Source organism: Nonomuraea ceibae (genome assembly GCF_019396325.1).
Lineage (GTDB): Bacteria > Actinomycetota > Actinomycetes > Streptosporangiales > Streptosporangiaceae > Nonomuraea > Nonomuraea ceibae.
In genome coordinates this window covers 1-19,309 of sequence record NZ_JAHKRO010000065.1, presented here as the reverse complement: position 1 = coordinate 19,309, position 19,309 = coordinate 1, and the positions used below count along the sequence as shown (strand labels likewise).

Genomic DNA, 19,309 nt, shown 5'->3' with positions numbered 1-19,309 from the left:
GCTTGATAGGCAAGTGACGACTTGCCTATTGTGGGGCGCATGGCGGATGATGTCTTCAAGGCCCTGGCCGATCCCACCCGCCGTCGCATCCTCGACGCGCTGGTGCAACGGGATGGCCAGACGCTGTTCGAGATCTGCGCGCGCCTGGTGACCGAGCACGGATCGGGCCTGACCCGCCAGGCGATCAGCCAGCATCTGGCCGTCCTGGAGTCGGCCGGCCTGGTCCGGACGCGCCGCCAGGGCCGCTACAAGTTCCACGACCTCGACACCGAACCGCTTGAGCGCGCCATGACCCGGTGGCTCAAGCCCCGCACATCTGAGGAGAACCCATGAGGATCCACCTGACGAGCGTCTTCGTCGACGACCAGGAGAAGGCGCTGCGCTTCTACACCGACGTGCTCGGCTTCGTGAAGAAGAACGACGTGCCGCTGGGCGAGGACCGCTGGCTCACCGTCGTCTCACCCGAGGCGCCCGACGGGACCGAGCTGCTGCTGGAGCCCGACGGCCACCCCGCCGTGAGGCCCTACAAGGCGGCGCTGGCTGCCGACGGCATCCCGGCCGCGTCGTTCGCCGTGGACGACGTGACCGCCGAGTTCGAACGGCTGCGCGCGCTCGGCGTCACCTTCACCCAGGAGCCGCTGGAGATGGGCCCGGTCACCACGGCCGTCCTGGACGACACCTGCGGCAACCTCATCCAGATCGCGCACAGCAAGTAGCCCCGCGCCCGGCCTCCCCCGCCGGGTGACGGCAGGCGTAAATGAGGAAAAGAGTTCTTACCCACTCATCCCCGATATCCAAACTCCGCATTTGACAGGCGGAAACTCCACCCCAAACTGGGCATTGCGGTCACGTTCTTTTTGATAGATCATCGACGCGTGGCCCCCGCCACCGATGCCCCTAGGCTCGGAGGACGCCTGTCGTGATTTTCGCTGTCGTGGGACTGGTATTCGTCGGCGTGATCGGCCTGGTCAACCTGGCGATCCTGCTGGTCCTGCTCCGCCGGTGGCGCGAGCTGGGACCGGCCGGAGGCGCGGGCGGCCGGGGAATCGTCCGGACCATCGATCGAATTCCGAGTTTCTCCGCCGAAGCCCTCGACGGCGCCACGGTGACCGAGCGCACGCTGCTCGGAAAGGAGTCCCTGGTCGGATTCTTCTCGCTCACGTGCGAGGCGTGCGTCACGGCGGTGCCGCTGTTCGCCGCGCACGCCGAGCGGCTGCGCGCCGCCGGGGGGATCTCCCTGGCGATCGTGCACGGCGACGACGCGGCCGGCAGCGAACTGGCCGCGATGCTCCGCGACACGGTCGACCTCGTGATCGCCGAGGACGCGCGCGCCGAGCTGTCCCGACGCTACGGCGCCAGGAACTACCCGACCTACGCCTGGTACGGCCCCGACGGCGTGGTCACCACGGCGGGCGCGGGCGTCGCCGCCCTGCGGACCGAGCTGGTCGCCCCCTAGCGCCTCCCGGAGGCCGCCCCCCAAGCCCGCGCGGGCTGCCGGCCACGGTGAACACCCCCTATCCGTGGTCCGGAGCCCGCGTGCGGAAAACCGATCCACTCACCCCAGAGGAGAGGCATGATCCAGAGCCTGACCCGGCGTGTCACCCGCGCGGTCGAGACCCTGCTCCCCAAGGCCACCGCCGACGCCGGATGCACCCCCGAGTCGTGGATGGAGTACAAGGTCCAGGGCGGTGTGTGCTTCGGCCGCACCTGCTCGCTCAACGGCGCCTGCGTGAAGCACTGCGGCGCCTGGTACAGCTACAGCCACAACTACTGCTGATCCCCGCGTGAGCTCAACGCGCGCGGCCGCACCCGCCAGAGCGGCCGCGCGCGTGCCCCCCTTTCCCGGAGCTTCCTGGAGCTTTCGTGCTGTACGTTTCGCTCGCCTGCCGTCTCACCCTGGTGGCGGTGCTGGCGCTCGCGGCGGTGGCCAAGCTGCGCTCCCCGCGGGTGTTCGCCGCCTCGCTGGCGGGCTTCGACGTCGTCCCGGCGCGGCTGCGCGGGCCGCTGGCCGTGCTGGTCCCGGCCGCCGAGCTGCTGGTCGCGCTCCTGCTGGCGCTGCCGCCCACGGTCACGGCGGGGTTCGTGGCCGCGACGGCGCTCTGTCTCGGGCTGACGGCCGTCCCGGTGCTGGTCGTGGCGCGCGGCAAGCGGGTGACCTGCGCCTGCTTCGGCGCGAGCGAGGCGCCGCTCGGCGTCCGGCACATCGCCCGCAACGCGGTGCTCCTGGCGGCGGCGGTCACGGGCGCGGCCGTGGCGCTCCCGGCGGGCGGCGGGATGCCGCCCGGCGTGCCCGGGATCGTGCTGGCCGTGGTCTCGGCCGGCGTGCTCACCGCCCTGATCGTCTTCGTCGACGACCTCGCCTCGCTCTTCGCCTCTCCCTCGTCGGCCGGGGGCCGCTGAGGCGGCGCCGGAAGGGACCTCCGTGGAACACCTTGCCGCAGGACTCGTCCTGGTCACGGCGATCACCGCGCTGAACGCGGTGCTGACCCTGGCCCTGGTACGCCGCTGGCGGAGCCTGACGAGCTCCCCGCCGGACGCCCACGACCACCACGACCACCACGACCACCACGACCACCACGGCCACGACGGCCACGACGGCCACGACGGCGCGCCGGATCTGGGCATCGCGCCCGGCAGCCGGATGCCCGCGTTCTCCGCCGTCGCCGCCGACGGCTCGGCAGTCACCCGCGAGACGCTGATCGGCCGGCCCGCGCTGGTGGCGTTCCTGTCGCTGGACTGCTCGGGCTGCGACGACAGCCTGCCCGCCTTCGCCGAGCGCGCACGGCGCGTCCGCGAGGCGGGCGGCCGGGTGCTGGCCACGGTCGTCGGCGTCGACGCGGCCGGGAGCGAGCTGGCCGCCCGGCTGCGCGACCTCGCCGACCACGTGGTGCCCGAGTTCCTCGACGCGCCGGTCGGGGCCCGGTTCGGGGCGCGCTACTACCCCGGGTTCGCCCACTACGACGCCGACGGCATCGCCGTGACGGCCGGCGTCGGCCTGGCCGCGCTGGACGCCCCGGACGACGTACGGGACGTACGGGACGGCGTACGGATGGACACGCGGGACGGGGAGACGGCGGCGCGGTGAGGGGCGGCGACGGCGCGGAGGGCGTCTCCATCCTGCGCGCGATGGCGGCCGCGTACGCCCTGGCCTGGCGGTCCTGCCCCGGCATGCTGCTCGTGCAGGGCGTCACGGCGGTGGTCGGCGGTACGGCGCCGGTGGCCGCCGCCTGGCTGACCAAGGTCGCGCTCGACGAGCTCGCCTCCCCCTCCCCCAGGGCGGGCGCGCTGGTGTGGGTGGCGGCCGGGATCGGCGCCCTGGGCGTGGCGCTGGCCACGACCTCCGCCGTCACCGCGTACGCGCAGGGGCGCGCCCGGCGGGCCATCGGGCTGCGGTCGCACGACCGGCTGTTCGAGGCCGTCAACGGGATGAGCGGCCTGGCGCGGCTGGAGGACCCGCGCTTCCACGACCGGCTGCGGCTGGCCCAGCAGTCGGCCGAGCACGCCCCGGACCAGCTCGTCCAGATGGGCCTGGCCACGGTGCAGGGGGCGCTCGGCGTCCTCGGGTTCCTGGGCGCGCTGGTGGCGATCAGCCCGATCATGGCGGGGGTCGCGGTGCTGGCCGCCGCTCCGGCGATGGCCGCCCACCTGGCGCTGAGCAGGCGGCGGGCGGGCCTGATGTGGCGGACGAGCCCCGGCATGCGGCGCAAGCTCTTCTACCAGATGCTGCTCACGGATCTGCAGGCGGCGAAGGAGGTGCGCCTGTTCGGGCTGGGCGGCTTCCTGAAGGGCCGGATGCTCACCGAGCTGCGCGCCGCCAACCGTGCGGAGGACCGGCTGGAGGGCGGCGTGGTGCGCGTCCAGGTGTCCCTCGCCGTGCTCGGCGCGCTGCTGTCGGCCGGCGGGCTGGTGTGGGCGGTGCACGCCGCGGCGGGCGGGCGCATCGGCGTCGGCGACGTGTCGATCTTCATCGCGTCGCTGGCCGGGGTCCAGTCGGGGCTTGCGGCCCTGGTGCAGGGCATCGCCGCCGGGCACCAGTCGGCGCTGGTCTTCCATCACTACCTGGCGGTGACAGGGGTCGCGGACGACCTGCCCGTGCCCGCCCGGCCGCGCGGGCTCGCCCCGCTCGCACGTGGGATCGAGCTGCGCGACGTGTGGTTCCGCTACGGCGAGGACTCCCCGTGGGTGCTGCGCGGGCTGAGCCTGACGATCCCGTACGGGACGAGCGTGGCGATCGTCGGGCTGAACGGCGCAGGCAAGAGCACGCTCGTCAAGCTGCTCTGCCGCTTCTACGACCCGCAGCGCGGCAGCATCCTGTGGGACGGCGTGGACGTGCGAGACGTCCCGGTGGCGCGGCTGCGCGAGCGGATCGGCGCGGTGTTCCAGGACTACATGGACTACGACCTGACCGCCGCCGAGAACATCGGCCTGGGCGACCTGGCCGCGCTCGGCGACCGGGACCGGATCCGCGCCGCCGCCCGGCGGGCCGGGGTCCACGAGGTCGTCGAGCGGCTGCCGTCGGGCTACGGGACGCTGCTGAGCCGGGTCTTCCACGCGGGCGAGGAGGACGACGGCGACGGCCCGGCGAGCGGCGTGCACCTGTCGGGAGGGCAGTGGCAGCGCCTGGCGCTGGCGCGCGGGCTGATGCGGCAGGGCCGCGACCTGATGATCCTGGACGAGCCCAGCTCCGGCCTCGACGCGGTGGCCGAGGCGGCGGTCCACGACCGGCTGCGGGAGCTGCGCGCGGGCTCCACCAGCGTGCTGGTCTCCCACCGGCTGAGCGCCGTGCGCCGGGCCGACCGGATCGTCGTCGTGCAGGACGGCCGCGTGCTGGAGAGCGGCGACCACGCCTCGCTCACCGCGTCGCCGGACGGCGCGTACGCCCGGCTGTTCCGCACCCAGGCGGCGGGCTACCGCGAGGACCCGGTGGCCGCCGAGTGAGCCTGTTCCTGGCCTGCGCGGTGGTCCTGCTGGCCAGGGGCGCGGTGGCGGCGCGGCTGCTGCTGTCCACGGTGACCGTGCGGGGCGGCAGCATGTCGCCGGCCCTGTCCGACGGGGACGTCCTGCTGGTGCTGCGCGGCCGCCGCCGGGTGCGGGCGGGCCGGATCGTGGTCGTGCGGCGGCCCGCGCCGGGCACGGGCTGGGCCGGGCCCGCCGGGACCGGCTGGTACGTCAAGCGGGTCGCCGCGGCGCCCGGCGACCCGATGCCGCCGTGGGCGCCTGCCGGGCTGCCCGACCGGGTGCCGCCGGGGGCGCTGGTGCTGCTCGGGGAGCACCCGGGCTCGGAGGACTCCAAACAGTGGGGCCTCTGCCCGGCGGAGCTGATGTACGGGGTGATGCTGCTGCGGCTGTCACGGTGACCCCACCACATTTCGAATGACGCTATCATCTGGATTGCATGAACATTTGGATTGCAGTCGTCGGAGGAGAGGTGTGGCGATGGTCCGGCTGACACGCGCCCAGCAGCAGGCGCGCACGCGCGCGGCGGTGCTGGCGGCGGCGCGGGAGGAGTTCGTGGAGCACGGTTACGCGGCGGCCAAGGTCGACCGGATCGCCGAGCGGACCGACCTGACCCGCGGCGCCGTCTACTCGAACTTCCCCAGCAAGCGCGCGCTCTACCTGGCCGTGCTCGTCGACCTGGTGGAGAACGCGCCCACGGCCGCGCCCAGCCCCACGGCGTCGCTGCCGGGCGCGCTCGGCGCGTTCGCCAGGACGTGGCTGGAGCGGCTGCCCCTCGTCGACGACCCCGCCGCCGGAGGCCGCCTGCAACTGCGCTCGCTCGTGGGCGTCGTCGACGACGAGCCGGGCCGCGCCGTGCTGGCGCAGCTCGCCCGCCTGGAGGCGCTGCTGCTCGCCCTCGGCCTGGAGTCGTGCGAGCCCGACCCCCGCGCCCCGCGCCGCGTCCGCCTGGCCGAGCTGGTGCTGACCATGCTGAACGGCTCCGGCCTCATGGCCGAGCTGGCGCCCGGCTTCGGCGACCCGTTCGACCGGGCGCTCGCCTGCGAGCACCTGGCCGGGCTGGCGGGCGAGCGCGGCCTCGGCGACACCTGGGACCCGCCGTACCTGACCTTCGTCGGGCTCGCCGAGCGGTGCCGGGAGCCGTGGGACCCGCCCACCGGACTGCTCGACCACCTCACCGGCAGGCCCGCCGACCTGGGCGCCGACGGCCTCGTCGTGGCGCTGGGCGCTCGGCGCCTGTCGGCCGCCGAGGAGGCCGTGCGCTCGGCCCGGCCCGGCGAGCAGGTCACGGTGGCCGTCGTCACCGCCGACCCGGCCGAGACCGGCAGCCTCGTCCGGCTCCGGGTCAGCGACCTCACCGCGTGCCTGCGCCGGGTGTTCCCGCCGGAGGCGTGGGGGCACGTACGCCTGATCGTGAGCGACGGCGCGGTGGCCGCCGCCGCCCTCGGCGTGAACGGGTACGACGACCAGACGGAAGCGGCCGTACGGGTCCGCGACGGCATGGTCGTCGCCCGCAGCCAGGGCCGGGGCGCCGCCTACGCCGCGGCCACCGGCGAGAGCGCGCACGACCCTCGGGGGGCCGGCGCATGAGCGGGCTCCCCGGGACCGGGCTTCCCGGAATCGAGCACGGCGCGGTGCTCCTGCACACGCTGCGCTGCGCGGGCTGGTGCGCCGTCGAGCGGCTGGCCGTGGCCACCGGCCTGGACGAGGCCACCACCGAGTCCGAGCTGATCGACCTCGCGGTCGCCGGGCTGGTCACGCGCACATCCGGCGCCTTCGCCGCGTGGGGGCTGACCGACGCCGGCCGCGCCGCGAACGCCGAGCGGATCGCCGCCGAGCTGGAGTCGGCCGGGACCCGTCCCGCGCTGCTCGCCGCGTTCGAGCGCTTCCTCGTGCTCAACCCCGAGCTGCTCGACCTCTGCGCCGCCTGGCAGCTCCGGCCCGTCGACGGCGTCCTGACCGCCAACGACCACAGCGACCCGTCCTACGACGCCCGCGTCGTCGCCCGCTTCGAGGACCTCGACCGGCGGGCCGAGGCAGTCTGCGCCGACCTGGCCGGGGCGCTGCCGCGCTTCGGCCGCTACCGGGTCCGGCTCGCCGAGGCGCTCGGCCGGGCCCGGGCGGGGGAACGGCGCTACCTGGCCGACGGCACCGCCTCCTACCACGCGGTGTGGGCCGAGCTGCACGAGGACCTGCTCGTGACGCTGGGGATCCCCCGATGAGGTGGATCCGCCCGCTCTCCGCGCGGACCGGGGAGAGCGCCGCCGTCATCGGCGCCAAGGCGCACGGCCTGGTGACGCTGCACCGGCTCGGGCTGCCGGTCCCCGCCGGGTTCGTCGTCACCACCGAGGCGTGCCGGGCGTTCCTGCGCGACGGCCGGCTGCCCGGCGGGCTCGCCGACGAGCTCGCGAGCGCCGTGCGCGACCTGGAGGCGGCGACGGGACGCCGGTTCGGCGGGCCGGGGACGCCGCTGGCCGTGTCGGTGCGCTCCGGGGCGGGCGTGTCGATGCCCGGCATGATGCACACCGTGCTCAACCTGGGCCTCACCGCCGAGGCGGCGGCCGGGCTGGCGGCCGAGACCGGCGACGTCCGGTTCGCCGAGGACTCGCGGCGGCGGTTCCTGGCGAGCCTCGCCGCCGCCACCGGCGACGCGCGCCTGGCGATCCCCGGCGACCCCGCCGCGCAGCTCGAGCTCGCGGTCCGGACCGTCTTCGCGTCGTGGGACACGCCGCGGGCGCGCACGTACCGGGAGCTGCACGACATCCCGCACGACCTCGGCACGGCCGTGATCGTGCAGGCGATGGTGTACGGCAACCGCGACGGCCGCAGCGGCACCGGGGTCGCCTTCAGCCGCGACCCCACCACGGGCGAGAACACCCCGTTCGGCGACGTGCTCTTCGGCCACCAGGGCGAGGACGTCGTCTCCGGCCGGTCGCTCACCCTCCCCCTGCGCGAGCTGGCCGGCCGGGAGCCCGCCGTGTGGGCCGCGCTGGCCGGCGCGCTGCGCCGGGTGGAGCGGCACTACCGGGACGCGTGCTACGCCGAGTTCACCTTCCAGGCCGGGGAGCTGTGGATGCTGCAGGTCCGGCCCGGCGGGCTCACCGGCGGGGCCGCCGTCCGCGTCGCCACCGAGCTGGCCGGCGAGGGGCTGATCAGCCGGCGGGAGGCGCTGCTGCGGGTGTCGCCGCAGCAGCTCCGGCACGTGCGCACGCCGCGCCTGGCGGCCTCGGCGCGGGCCGCCGTCGTGGCCCGGGGCGTCGGCGCGTGCCCGGGCGTGGCGTCCGGGAGGGTGGCGACGTCGACCGAGGCGGCGGTGCGGATGGCCGCCTCGGGGCCGGTCATCCTCGTGCGGCCGGAGACGTCGCCGCACGACATGCGCGGCCTGGCCGCCGCGGCGGGGATCGTCACCGCGCGCGGCGGGCCCGCCAGCCACGCGGCGGTCGTCGCCCGGTCGATGGGCAAGCCCGCCGTCGTCGGCGTCGCCGGGCTGGTCGTCGGCGCCGGGTCGGTGACGGCGGGGGGCCGGATCATCGAGGAGGGCGCGCTCGTCACGATCGACGGCTCCGGCGGCGAGGTCGCCCTCGGCTCCGCCCCGGTCTCCACGGACGAAGCCGGCCCCCACCTGCGCCGCCTGCTCGCCTGGGCGGACGACGTGTCGGGCGGCGACCCCGCCGGCGACGAGGCCGCCCGCCTCGCCGCCGCCCACGCCGCCCTCCGCACCCCCTGAGGCCCGGCCGGTCCCGTACGCCCTGAGCCCTGCGCCCCCGCCGGGGCTGTGCGGGCTCAGGGGCGGATGCGGGGGCCGAAGCCGGTCCAGCGGAGGTCCGGCGGGAGGTGGCCCATGTCGTTGTAGAGCAGCACCGCAGGGGCGGCGCGGTCGTGGAAGTCGATCGCGGTGAGCGCGGCGTTGCCGCAGTTGAGGCCCAGCCAGCGGGCCGGGGGCGCGTCGAGGGCGTGCCGCACCAGCCAGGCCACCTGGTAGGCGTGCGTAATCAGGACCTCGTGGGTCTCGGTCTCGGCGGGCCTGGCGAACCGGTCGGCCAGCGCCGCCGCGAGCCTCGCGCCCTCGGCCGCCTCGGCGGGGTCGTACCCGTCGAAGAACCCCGCCCACTCGGCGGGCATCTCCTCGGGCACGTGCGGCACGTGGTCCACCAGCTCGGCGGCCTCGCGTACGGGGACGCCTGGCAGGCGCCCGCCGACGATCTCGGCGCACCGGACGGCGCGTGGCAGCGGCGAGTGCCACACGGCGTCGACCGGCAGGGCGGCGAGGCGGTCCCCCAGCAGCTCGGACTGCCGGTGGCCCACGTCGGTGAGCGTCCCGAACGCGTCCGCCGACCCGTGCCTCGCCACGTACAGATGCCTTGTCGCCATGCCCGACCCACCTTGCCCAATGCTGTCAACATTCAGATGATGGCATCATCCTAGCGGCCGTTCGCTGTCCAGGTCGGCCATGTGCCGGCTGGGGTACCGGTCGCCCTTGGCGGCGCCGCGCGGGATCAGCTCCTCGATCCGGGCGAGCTCGTCGTCGCCGAGGGAGACGCGGACGCTGTCGACCAGCGCGCCGACCTGGTCGAGGCGCCGCGCGCCCACGACGGGCACGATGTCCTCGCCGCGGGAGGCGACCCAGGCGATCGCCAGTTGCGCGATCGTGGCGTCCTTCGCGGCGGCCAGGTCCGCCAGCCGCACGGCCAGCGCGGCATTGTGCTCGCGGTTGCCGTCCTGGAAGCGCGGCGACGCCGCCCGCATGCCGCCGGTGGTCCCGCCGCCGATGAGGCCGCGCGACAGCACCCCGTACGCGGTGACGCCGATGCCGAGCTCGCGGCACGCGGGCAGGATCTCGTCCTCGATCCCCCGGCTGAACAGCGAGTATTCGAGCTGCACGTCGCAGATGGGGGCGACGGCCGCGGCGCGGCGGACGGTCGCGGCGCCGACCTCGCTCAGGCCGACGTGCCGCACGTACCCCTGCTCGACCAGCTCGGCGATGGCGCCGACGGTCTCCTCGACGGGGACGGCCGGGTCGAGCCTGGCCGGGCGGTAGACGTCGACGTGGTCGACGCCGAGCCGCCGGAGCGAGTACGTCAGGAAGTTCCGCACGGCGGCGGGGCGGGCGTCGAACCCGGCGTGGCTCCCGTCGGGGCCGCGCAGGGCGCCGAACTTGACCGAGAGCACGACCTCGTCCCGGTCCCGCCCGGCCAGCGTGCGCCGGATCAGCAGTTCGTTGTGCCCGGATCCGTAGAAGTCGCCGGTGTCCAGGAGGGTGCCGCCGGCGTCCAGGTAGGCGTGCAGGACGCGTACGCCGTCGTCGTCGCGCACGGGCCCGTACGCGCCGGACAGGCCCATCGCGCCGAGGCCGGGCGAGGAGACGGCGGGGCCGGTGCGGCCGAGGCGGCGGGCGGTGAGCTGGGTCTTCGTCGTCATGCCTCCCACTGTGCGCACCGCCGCGCAGCGCAGCCAGGCACGGCCCAGCCAGGGACGGACTGTCCCTGGCTGGGCGCGGCCTCATCCCTAGACTGGAGGCGTGATCGACCGTGCCGGGCTCGCCGACTTCCTCCGCCGGCGCCGCGAGCTGCTGCGCCCCGCGGACGTGGGTCTGCCGGCCGGCGTGCGGCGCCGGACGCCGGGGCTGCGGCGGGACGAGGTGGCACAGCTCGCCGGCATGTCCGCCGACTACTACGCCCGGCTGGAGCAGCGGCGCGGCGCGAACCCGTCGGAGCCGATCGTGGCCTCGCTGGCGCGGGCGCTCCGCTGCGACCTGGACGAGCGCGACCACCTCTACCATCTGGCCGGGCTCGCTCCCCCGGCGCGCCGGGCGGGCCGGCACATCCGGCCCGGCCTGATCAGCCTGGCCGGCCGGCTCACCGACGTGCCGGTGTGCATCTGCACCGACCTGAACGAGGTCCTGTGGCAGAACGCGCTCGCCGACGTCGTGCTCGGCCCGCGCCGCCCCGGGCAGGCGCAGATCATCTGGCGGTGGTTCACCGAGCCGGGCGCGCGCGACCACTTCCCGGAGGAGGACTGGCCGCGCCACTCGCAGGCGCACGTCGCCGACCTGCGGGCGACGTACGCGCGCCGGGCCGGCGAGGAGGACGTCGTCCGGCTGGTGCGCGGGCTGCTGAGGCGCAGCGCCGAGTTCCGCGAGCTGTGGGAGCGGCACGAGGTGGCGGTGCGCCGGTTCGACCGCAAGCGGTTCGCGCACCCGGAGGTCGGGCTGCTGCACCTGACCTGCGAGGTCCTGCTCACGCCCGAGGCGGACCTCAAGGTGCTGGCGTTCTTCCCGACCGAGGGCACCGACGCGAAGGAGAAGCTCGACCTGCTGCGCGTCATCGGGACGCAGGACCTGCGACCGGCCCGGTGAGGGCGGCGCTCAGGGGGAGGCGGCGGCCGTGAGGCGGTTGCTGAACCGGGCGAGCATCCCGCTCTGCGACGTCTCGGAGAACAGCCGCCCGATCACCGGCGGAATCCGCCAGTTGGCCGGGCTGCGCCGGGCCAGGCTGGACACCAGGGAGACGTGCTTGTAGCGGGCCCGTTCGTAGGCGCGCAGCCGTTGCGCCACGTCGCCGCCCTTGGCGAGCTCGCGCCCGAGCACCCAGGCGTCCTCGAACGTCTGGTTGGCGCCCTGCCCGAGGGTCGGCGGCATGAGGTGGGCGGCGTCGCCGACCAGGGTGACGCGACCCTTGCCCCACTCGCGGCGCACCTTCTGCCAGTGGTGGCCGAAGAAGTCCAGGTCGGACTCGGACGCCTGGGCGAGCACCTCGGGCACCGGCGAGGCCCAGTGGCCGAAGCGCCGCCTCAGCTCGGCGAGCGGCGCGGCGGGGCGCGGGTCGCCGGGCTTCCACCGCACGTCGAACCACCACTGCAGGTTCCCGTCGCCCGCCGGGATGAGCCCGCACGCGCCCTCCCGGCCGGTGATCATCAGGTGCACGTGGGTGCGGGCCAGGTCGATGTCGATCCGGCTGAGCGCCTGCCAGGTGCCGAAGGCGGCCGTCCGGATGGGCACGTCGCCCCACAGCTCGCGCCGGACGACGGAGTGGTGGCCGTCGGCGCCGACGAGCAGGTCACCCGTGGCGGTCGAGCCGTCGTCGAAGACGGCGGTGACCCGGTCGGCGTCCTGGGTGACGCTCCGGCAGCCCGTGCCGAAACGGATCAGGTCGCCGGGCAGCCCCTCGGCCAGGCGTTCGAGCACGACGCGGCGCGAGACCGACTTGTTGGCGAAGCCGTAGCGCGCCTCCGCGTGGGTCATGTCGGAGCGGAGGCGGAGCCGGCCGTCCGACGTCATCGCGTCGATCCGGTCGAACCTCCCGCCCGCGCCGTCGAGGCTGACGCCGAGGTCGTGCAGCACGGCGGCGCCGTTGCTGAAGATGCTCAGCCCCGCGCCGCCGGTCCGCATGGACTCGGCTCGTTCGAAGATCCGCACCCGGTGCCCGGCGGCCAGCAGGCTCCGGGCGACGGCCAGGCCGCCCACACCCGCGCCGATGACTAGAACGTCCATTATCTCTCCAAACCGGAATCTCTCCGATTCAAAGATACATCGATGTGAAGTACATTGGGCCGGGTGACCGACAAGCATCCAGAAGAGGACGTCTTCCGCGAGTTCCTGATCGCGGTCATGCTGCACATCGAGGCCATCGCCGACCGGCTCGGCGTGCACCACGTGGACGTGGCCGCCCTCATCCTGCTGGAGATGCGCGGCCCCCTCGCGGTCGGGGCGATCGCCGAGGAGCTGGGCCTGCCGTCCGCCTCCACGACCCGGCTCATCGACCGGCTGGAGAAGGCCGGCTACGTGCGGCGGGTGCGCGGCCGCCGCGACCGGCGCACGGTCACCGTGGAGCCGATCGAGGAGGGCATGGCCGCCTACCACGCCACCCGGATCGCCTCCGAGCGGCACCTGGAGAAGATCGCCGCACACTACTCGCCGGAGCAGGTACCGCTGATGCTGGGCATGCTCGGTGGCGTCGCCCGCGCCTACCGCTCGGCGACCAGGGAGCTGCGCGAGGGCTCCGAACACTCTTCGTAATCAATTCGTCACTCTCCGGTTATCAACCCTTCGCCTTCCCGGGCGTTCCGGCGGCTCCTCACGGACGGTTACCGTCCGGAAGGAGGGGGTGATCGCCATCCACGGAGTCTGGGACGTGGTGGTCGTCGGCGCCGGTCCCGCGGGCGCCACGGCGGCCCGCGTGGCGGCCGAGGCGGGATGCGCGGTGCTGCTGCTGGAACGTGCCACCATCCCGCGCTACAAGACGTGCGGCGGGGGCCTGATCGGCGGCGCCCGGGCGGCGCTGCCCGACGGCCTGCCGGTCCGGGTCCGGGACGTCGCCCGGACGTTCGAGTTCACCTGGGAGGGACGCAGGCGCCGCGCGCTCACCTCCGCCGGGGAGCAGCCGATCCAGATGGTGTTCCGCGACGAGCTGGACGCCGCCCTCACCGTCGCCGCCGCCGACGCGGGCGCCCAGGTCCGCGACGGCACGCCGATCGCCGGGCTGGAGGACGACGGGCTGGTCAGCGTACGGACCTCGCGGGGTGAGACGATCCGCGCCCGGGCCCTGGTCGGCGCGGACGGCAGCGCCGGCCGGATCGCCGGGCACGTCGGGGTGCGCTGCGAGCAGATCGACCTGGCGCTGGAGGCCGAGGTGCCGGTCGGCGACGACGCGGCCGCCCGCTGGCGCGGCCGGATGCTCATCGAGTGGGGGCCGCTGCCGGGCTCGTTCGGCTGGGTGTTCCCCAAGGGCGACATCTGCACCGCCGGTGTGGTGGCCTCCCGCGGCCAGGGCGAGGCGACCCGCGCCTACCTGCGCGGCTTCCTCACGCGCCACAGGCTCGCCGAGGCCGAGCCGCTGCACGACACCGGCCACCTGACGCGCTGCCGCCACCCCGATTCGCCGCTCGCCCGGGGCCGGGTCGTCGTGGCCGGTGACGCGGCGGGACTGTGCGACCCGTGGTCACGCGAGGGCATCTCGTTCGCGTTGCGCTCCGGCGCCTGGGCGGGCGAGGCGGCCGCGCTGATCGCCGCCGCGGCCGACGACGCCGCCGTCACCCGGGCCGCCGACGACTACACCCGTACGGTGACCGCCACGCTCGGCGCCGAGATGGCGGCCTCCCGGCAGGTCATGGACCTGTTCACGCGGCGTCCCGGCCTCGTGCACGGCGCCCTTACCAGGGTGCCGCCGGTGTGGCGGATGTTCGACCGCTACGTCAACGGCGAGACGACGATCCCCGCGCTGGTCCGCCATCCGGTGGCCCGCGCGGCCCTGCGGGCGTTCGGCCGCCTGGCCTGAATGCCCGCCGACAGAGAGGACACGCATGTGAGCCCGCCGAACGAGCACCGCCGGCAGGTCCCGGTCGCCATCGTGGGAACCGCGTGCCGCGCGCCGGGCGGCGTGACCGACTCCGCCGGCCTGTGGCGCCTGCTGCTGGACAAGCGCGACGCCGTGGCCGGGTCCGAGCCCGGCCCGCGGTGGGCGGAGCACGAGCGCGTCGTCCCCGCCGACCTGGCCGCCACCGGGATGCTCGGCAACGGCGCGTTCCTCGACGGGATCGAGCTGTTCGACCCCGCGTTCTTCGGCATCCCCGTCAAGGACGCCTCCTCCGTGGACCCGCAGCACCGGCTGCTGATGGAGACCGGGTGGGAGGCGCTGGAGAACGCCGGGATCGCGCCCCGCTCTCTCGGCGGCTCGGCCACCGGCCTGTTCGTCGGCATCTCCAGCACCGACTACGCCAAGCGGTTCACCCTGCACGACGTGGACATCTACCAGGGGATCTCGGCCGTCACGTCGGGGGCGCCGGGGCGGATCTCGTACTTCCTCGACGTCAACGGGCCCTCGCTGGCGGTGGACGCCGCGTGCGCGTCCTCGCTGGTGGCGGTGCACCTGGCGTGCCGGTCGCTGCACGACGGCGAGACCGACCTGGCGCTGGCGGGCGGGGTCACGATCCAGTTGGAGTGGGCGGGCATCATCGGGTTCGCCCGCGCCGGGGCGCTGTCGGCGCGGGGCCGCTGCGCGGCGTTCGACGAGAGCGCCGACGGGTTCGTCCGGGGCGAGGGCTGCGGGATGGTCGTGCTCAAGCGGCTGCCCGACGCCGTGCGCGACGGCGACCGGGTCCTCGCCGTGATCACCGGCACGGCGATCAACCACGCGGGGCGGGTGCGGGGCATCACGCAGCCCTCGCGGGCCGCGCAGCGGGCGGTGCTGGGCACGGCGATGCGCGTGGCCGGCCTGTCCCCGGGCGACGTGCAGTACGTCGAAGCGCACGGCACCGGCACGCCGGTCGGCGACCCGATCGAGTTCGCCGCGGTCGACGACGTGTACGGGGCGGCCGATCGGCCGTGCGCGCTCGGCTCGCTCAAGACCAACATCGGGCACCCGGAGAGCGCGGCCGGGGTGCTGGGGCTGATCAAGGCGGCGACGGCCGTGCACACCGGCCTGATCCCGGCGAACCTGCACTTCCAGCGGTGGAACCCCGCCGTGCGGGCCGAGGACACCCGGTTCTACGTGCCCACGGAGACGACGCCGTGGGAGGACGCGCCGGGGCCGCGCCGCGCCGCCGTGTCGGCGTTCGGCGTGACCGGCGCCAACGCGCACGTCGTCGTCGAGGAGCCCCCCGCCCGGCGGCCCCGCCGGGCCGCCGCCCCCGCCCGTACACGCGTCCACCCGGTGTCGGCGGCGACCCCGGGCGGCCTGGCCGCGACCAGCGCCCGCCTCGCCGACCACTTGGAGGCGTCCCCGGAGAACGCCCCGGAGCCGGCGGACGTGGCGCACACGCTCGCGGTGCGGCGCAGCCCGCTGGCCCGGCGTGCCTGCGTGCTCGCCGAGGGCCGGGACGACCTCGTGGCCGGGCTGCGGGCGCTGGCCGAAGGGCGCGACGACGACCGGGTGCTGACGGGAGCGGCCGGGCACGCGGGCGACCCGGTCTGGGTGTTCTCGGGGCACGGGTCGCAGTGGGCGGGGATGGCCCGCCCGCTGCTGGACCGCGACCCCGCCTTCACCGAGACGATCGACAGCCTGGACCCGCTGGTCACCGCGCAGGCGGGGTTCTCGCTGCGGCAGCGGCTGGCCTCCGGCGAGTGCGGCGAGCGGATGGACGAGGTGCAGCCGCTGGTGTTCGCCGTGCAGACCGGGCTGGCCGCGATGTGGCGGCGCTGGGGGGTGCGGCCCGCCGCCGTGGTGGGGCACTCCATGGGCGAGGCCGCCGCCGCGGTCGCCGCGGGCATCCTGCCGCCCGAGGACGGCATGCGGATCACGCTGATCAGGTCGGCGATGCTGCAGCGGGTGGCGGGCGGCTGCATGGTCAGCGTGGCGCTGCCCGCCGACCAGGTCGCCGCCGAGATCGAAGGGGTGCCGGGGGTGTCGGTGGCGGTGGTCACCGCGCCGTCCTCGACCGTCGTGGCGGGCCGTGCCGAGGCTGCCCGGGACCTCATGCGCCGCTGGCAGGAGCGCGGCGTGTTCTGCCGGCGGATCGCCGTGGTCGTGGCGGCGCACTCGCCGCAGGTCGAGCCGATCCTCGACGATCTCGCGGCGGAGGTGTCCTGGCTGGCGGGGGCGGCCCCGGAGGTGCCGTTCTACTCCACGAGCGAGGACCCGCGCCGTACCGTCGTCTTCGACGCCGCCTACTGGACCGCGAACCTCCGCAATCCCGTACGTTTCGACCTGGCATGCCAGGCGCTGATCGAGGACGGGCGGCGGCTGTTCCTGGAGGTGTCGCCGCACCCGCTGCTGACGCAGGCGGTGGAGGAGACCGCCGCCGCGATGGGCGCGCCGGTGACCACCGTGGCGTCCCTGGAACGCGACCTCGACGGGCGGACGGCGATGTGCCGGGCGGCGGCGGCCCTGCACCTGGCCGGGGCCCCGGTCGACCTGGACGCCGTCAACGGCGGCGGCGCGCCGGTCGTGCTGCCGCCCACCGCGTTCGACCGGGCGCGCTTCTGGGAGCCGGCCGGCGGCGGACGAGCGGCCTCCGGCCACATGTGGCTGGGCGGGCGGGTGGCGGTGCACGACCCCGACGCCGGCGACCGCACCCGGCACGTGTGGGAGGCCGACCTGGGCACGGACCGGGTCGGCTGGCTCGGTGAGCACACGCTGCACGGCAGCCCGGTGGTGCCCGGGGCGGCGTACGTCGAGCTGGTCCTGTCGGCCGCCGGTGAGCTGCTGGAGTGCCCGAACGGGCGGATGCGCGTGAGCGAGGTGCGGTTCGAGCGCCTGCTGCCGCTCGGGGCGAGCGTGCCGGTCCACGTCAGCGCGACGGTCTCGGGCGAGCGGGCGCACGTGGAGATCTCCCGGCGGCACGGCGGCACGTGGGAGCTCGTCGCGTCGGCGTCCGTCGTCCGCTCCGGACCGCCCGGCGACCGGCCGCCGCTCGTGCCTCCCGTGGTGGCCGAGGACGAGCCGGAGGCCCTGTACGAGGCGCTCTCCCGCACGGGGCTGGGGTCGGGGGCAGCCTTCCGCTCGATCGCGGCCGTCACCCCGGACGGCGTGACCCGGCTGCGGGTGCCCGGCGAGGCCGTCATCCGCGCCGGGGCGCCCCGCGTGCACCCGGTGCTGCTCGACGGCTGCATCCTGTCGGCGGCCGTCGGCCTGGTGGAGGACGACGAGGGCGCGGCGGGCCCCGGCCGGCCGTGGCTGCCCGACGGCATTGCGGCGATCGTCCTGCCGGACGAGCCGGGCCTGATCACCTGGGTCCGAGCCGAGGTGCGGGCGGACGGCGACACGGCGACGGGCCGCGCCGACCTGTACGCCGAGGACGGCCGCTGGCTGGGCGCGCTGGAGGGCCTGCACTTCGTCCGGGCCTCCGGCGGCTCGCGGGCCCGCACCCTGGACGGGAAGCTGGTCGAGCTCGCCTGGCGCCCGGCCGGCCCGCCCGGCGCGAGGGAGGCGGCCACCGGACGGTGGGCGGTGATCGGCGAGCCCGGCGACCCGGACCGCACCACGGAACGCCTGGCCGAGGCCCTGTCGCGCGGACGCCCCGAAACGGTGAGCGTGCACACGACGGGCGAGGACGTCGATCCGGCCGCGCGGGCCGTCGTCTGGTGCGCCACCGGGCGGCTCGACGGGCTGGACAGGCTGACCGAGTTCACCGCGCTGCTCGGCGCGCTCGCGCGGACCGGCAGCCCGCCGCGCCTGTGGCTGGTGAGCCGCCTGGCCCGCCCGGTGCTCGACGGCGACCCGGTCGACCCCGACGTGTGCGCGCTGCGCGGCCTGCTGCGCGTCGCCTCCTTCGAGCAGCCGGACGCCGCCGTGAGCTGGGTGGACACCGATGACACCGCCGATGACACCACCGGCGGCACCTCCAATGACACCGCCGGCGGCGCCCTCGGCGGCCTCGCCGCCGTAGCGGCCGAGGTACTGGCCGGCGGCGACGAGACCGAGGTCGCCTGGCGTGCCGGTCAGCGGTACGTGGCGCGGCTCGTGCCCGCCCCGCTGGGCGCGCGGCCCGCGCCGCCCTCGCGCACCGTCGAGGCGGTCGCCGGGCGGGAGGAGTACGTGCTGCGCGCCGATCCGGAGCGTGGCCTCGACGGCGTGCGGCTGGTGGCGACCGGGAAGCCGCCCGCGTCGCCGGGACCCGGCCAGGTGCTCCTGCGGGTGCAGGCGGCGACCGTGCACTTCCGCGACGTCATGATCGCCCTGGGCGTCTACCCGACCGAGGACGGCAGCACGCCGGAGCTCGGCTCCGACGCCACCGGCGTGGTGGTGGCCGTCGGCGAGGGCGTCGAGGACCTGCGGCCAGGCGACCGGATCTCGGCGCTGACGCCGCACGGGACCGGCTCGCTCGGCTCGCACTGCCTCGTCCACGCGGATCTGGCCGTGCGCCTGCCGGCCGACGCCGACCCGGTCACGTTCGCCCCGGTGGCCGCCACGTACGGCACGGTGTGGCACTGCCTGGCCGACGTGGCGCGGCTCGCGCGCGGGGAGACGGTGCTCGTGCACTCGGCGGCGGGCGGCACCGGGCAGGCCGCGGTCGCGGTGGCGCGGCTGCTCGGGGCCGAGGTCATCGCCACCGCCGGCACCGAGGAGAAGCGCCGCCACCTGCGGCTGCAGGGCGTCGAGCACGTCTTCGACTCCCGCGGCCTCGGCTTCGCCGGCGAGGTGCTGCGCGTCACCGGCGGGCGCGGCGTCGACGTGGTGCTCAACTCGCTCAGCGGCGACGCCATGCGCGCGTCGCTGACACTGCTCGCGCCCGGCGGGCGGTTCGTCGAGATCGGCAAGCGTGACCTGCACGAGGGCGCCCGCGTCGACCTGAGGACGTTCCGCCGGGGCAACACGTACGCGGCCGTCGACGTCGCGCTGGCGGCGGTCGAGCGGCCGGCGGCCATCCGGGACCCGGCGGTCAAGGCGATCGCCGAGATCGCCGCCGGGCGGCTGGCCCT

Annotated in this window: 18 protein-coding genes; 15 read left to right on the top strand and 3 right to left on the bottom strand. The window is 75.6% G+C overall.

Annotated elements, in window-relative coordinates:
- Positions 1-39: 39 nt before the first annotated feature.
- The 11 genes from KME80_RS31450 (at position 40) to KME80_RS31400 (ending at position 8,683) form a co-directional block, all read left to right on the top strand.
- Positions 40-333 (top strand): ArsR/SmtB family transcription factor, encoded by a 294-nt coding sequence (locus KME80_RS31450; protein ID WP_219510103.1) that lies wholly within the window; start codon positions 40-42, stop codon positions 331-333.
- A complete protein-coding gene (locus KME80_RS31445) occupies positions 330-716 on the top strand; it encodes a VOC family protein (protein ID WP_219510101.1) in 387 nt (128 codons plus the stop codon). Before KME80_RS31450 ends, KME80_RS31445 begins: the two co-directional genes overlap by 4 nt.
- Positions 717-934: 218 nt before the next feature.
- The gene (locus KME80_RS31440) at positions 935-1,456 is read left to right on the top strand and encodes a TlpA disulfide reductase family protein (protein WP_219510099.1); all 522 of its coding nucleotides are present in this window, start codon (positions 935-937) and stop codon (positions 1,454-1,456) included.
- Positions 1,457-1,573: 117 nt separating this feature from the next.
- Positions 1,574-1,777, top strand: a complete 204-nt coding sequence (locus KME80_RS31435) for a hypothetical protein (protein WP_219510097.1) — start codon at positions 1,574-1,576, stop codon at positions 1,775-1,777.
- 86 nt (positions 1,778-1,863) lie between these two features.
- A complete protein-coding gene (locus KME80_RS31430) occupies positions 1,864-2,400 on the top strand; it encodes a MauE/DoxX family redox-associated membrane protein (protein ID WP_219510095.1) in 537 nt (178 codons plus the stop codon).
- 22 nt (positions 2,401-2,422) lie between these two features.
- On the top strand, positions 2,423-3,085 hold the full coding sequence (locus tag KME80_RS31425) for a peroxiredoxin family protein (RefSeq protein WP_219510094.1): 663 nt from the start codon (positions 2,423-2,425) through the stop codon (positions 3,083-3,085).
- Positions 3,082-4,938, top strand: coding sequence for an ABC transporter ATP-binding protein (locus KME80_RS31420; protein ID WP_308126001.1), 1,857 nt, complete (start codon positions 3,082-3,084; stop codon positions 4,936-4,938). The genes KME80_RS31425 and KME80_RS31420 overlap by 4 nt, the downstream gene beginning before the upstream one ends.
- Positions 4,935-5,357 carry a S26 family signal peptidase gene (locus tag KME80_RS31415; protein ID WP_219510093.1) on the top strand — a complete coding sequence of 141 codons (423 nt, stop codon included), beginning with the start codon at positions 4,935-4,937 and terminating at the stop codon, positions 5,355-5,357. The genes KME80_RS31420 and KME80_RS31415 overlap by 4 nt, the downstream gene beginning before the upstream one ends.
- A 79-nt stretch (positions 5,358-5,436) precedes the next feature.
- On the top strand, positions 5,437-6,546 hold the full coding sequence (locus tag KME80_RS31410) for a TetR/AcrR family transcriptional regulator (protein ID WP_219510092.1): 1,110 nt from the start codon (positions 5,437-5,439) through the stop codon (positions 6,544-6,546).
- Positions 6,543-7,178 (top strand): transcriptional regulator, encoded by a 636-nt coding sequence (locus tag KME80_RS31405; protein WP_219510091.1) that lies wholly within the window; start codon positions 6,543-6,545, stop codon positions 7,176-7,178. Before KME80_RS31410 ends, KME80_RS31405 begins: the two co-directional genes overlap by 4 nt.
- Positions 7,175-8,683, top strand: a complete 1,509-nt coding sequence (locus KME80_RS31400) for a pyruvate, phosphate dikinase (RefSeq protein ID WP_219510090.1) — start codon at positions 7,175-7,177, stop codon at positions 8,681-8,683. Before KME80_RS31405 ends, KME80_RS31400 begins: the two co-directional genes overlap by 4 nt.
- Before the next feature lie 56 nt (positions 8,684-8,739).
- On the opposite strand, the gene KME80_RS31395 is transcribed toward KME80_RS31400, so the two are convergent.
- Both KME80_RS31395 and KME80_RS31390 read right to left on the bottom strand, forming a co-directional pair.
- Positions 8,740-9,327 carry a histidine phosphatase family protein gene (locus KME80_RS31395; protein ID WP_219510089.1) on the bottom strand — a complete coding sequence of 196 codons (588 nt, stop codon included), beginning with the start codon at positions 9,325-9,327 and terminating at the stop codon, positions 8,740-8,742.
- A gap of 45 nt (positions 9,328-9,372) precedes the next feature.
- Positions 9,373-10,374 (bottom strand): aldo/keto reductase, encoded by a 1,002-nt coding sequence (locus KME80_RS31390; protein ID WP_219510088.1) that lies wholly within the window; start codon positions 10,372-10,374, stop codon positions 9,373-9,375.
- Between the two features lie 100 nt (positions 10,375-10,474).
- Here KME80_RS31390 and KME80_RS31385 point away from each other — a divergent pair, with 100 nt between their 5' ends.
- Positions 10,475-11,311, top strand: a complete 837-nt coding sequence (locus KME80_RS31385; RefSeq protein WP_308126000.1) for a helix-turn-helix transcriptional regulator — start codon at positions 10,475-10,477, stop codon at positions 11,309-11,311.
- A gap of 9 nt (positions 11,312-11,320) precedes the next feature.
- Here the strand turns inward: KME80_RS31385 and KME80_RS31380 are convergent, their stop codons facing one another.
- Entirely contained in the window at positions 11,321-12,445 is a 1,125-nt protein-coding gene (locus KME80_RS31380; protein ID WP_219510086.1) for an FAD-dependent monooxygenase, read from the bottom strand.
- Positions 12,446-12,508: 63 nt separating this feature from the next.
- On the opposite strand from KME80_RS31380, the gene KME80_RS31375 reads away from it, so the two are divergent.
- From KME80_RS31375 to KME80_RS31365, 3 genes are all read left to right on the top strand, one after another.
- Positions 12,509-12,970, top strand: coding sequence for a MarR family winged helix-turn-helix transcriptional regulator (locus tag KME80_RS31375; RefSeq protein ID WP_219510084.1), 462 nt, complete (start codon positions 12,509-12,511; stop codon positions 12,968-12,970).
- Positions 12,971-13,058: 88 nt separating this feature from the next.
- Positions 13,059-14,228, top strand: a complete 1,170-nt coding sequence (locus KME80_RS31370; RefSeq protein ID WP_219510082.1) for a geranylgeranyl reductase family protein — start codon at positions 13,059-13,061, stop codon at positions 14,226-14,228.
- A gap of 27 nt (positions 14,229-14,255) precedes the next feature.
- Positions 14,256-19,309, top strand: a 5,054-nt coding sequence (locus KME80_RS31365) for a type I polyketide synthase (RefSeq protein WP_219510080.1), incomplete at its 3' end; no start/stop codon positions are given.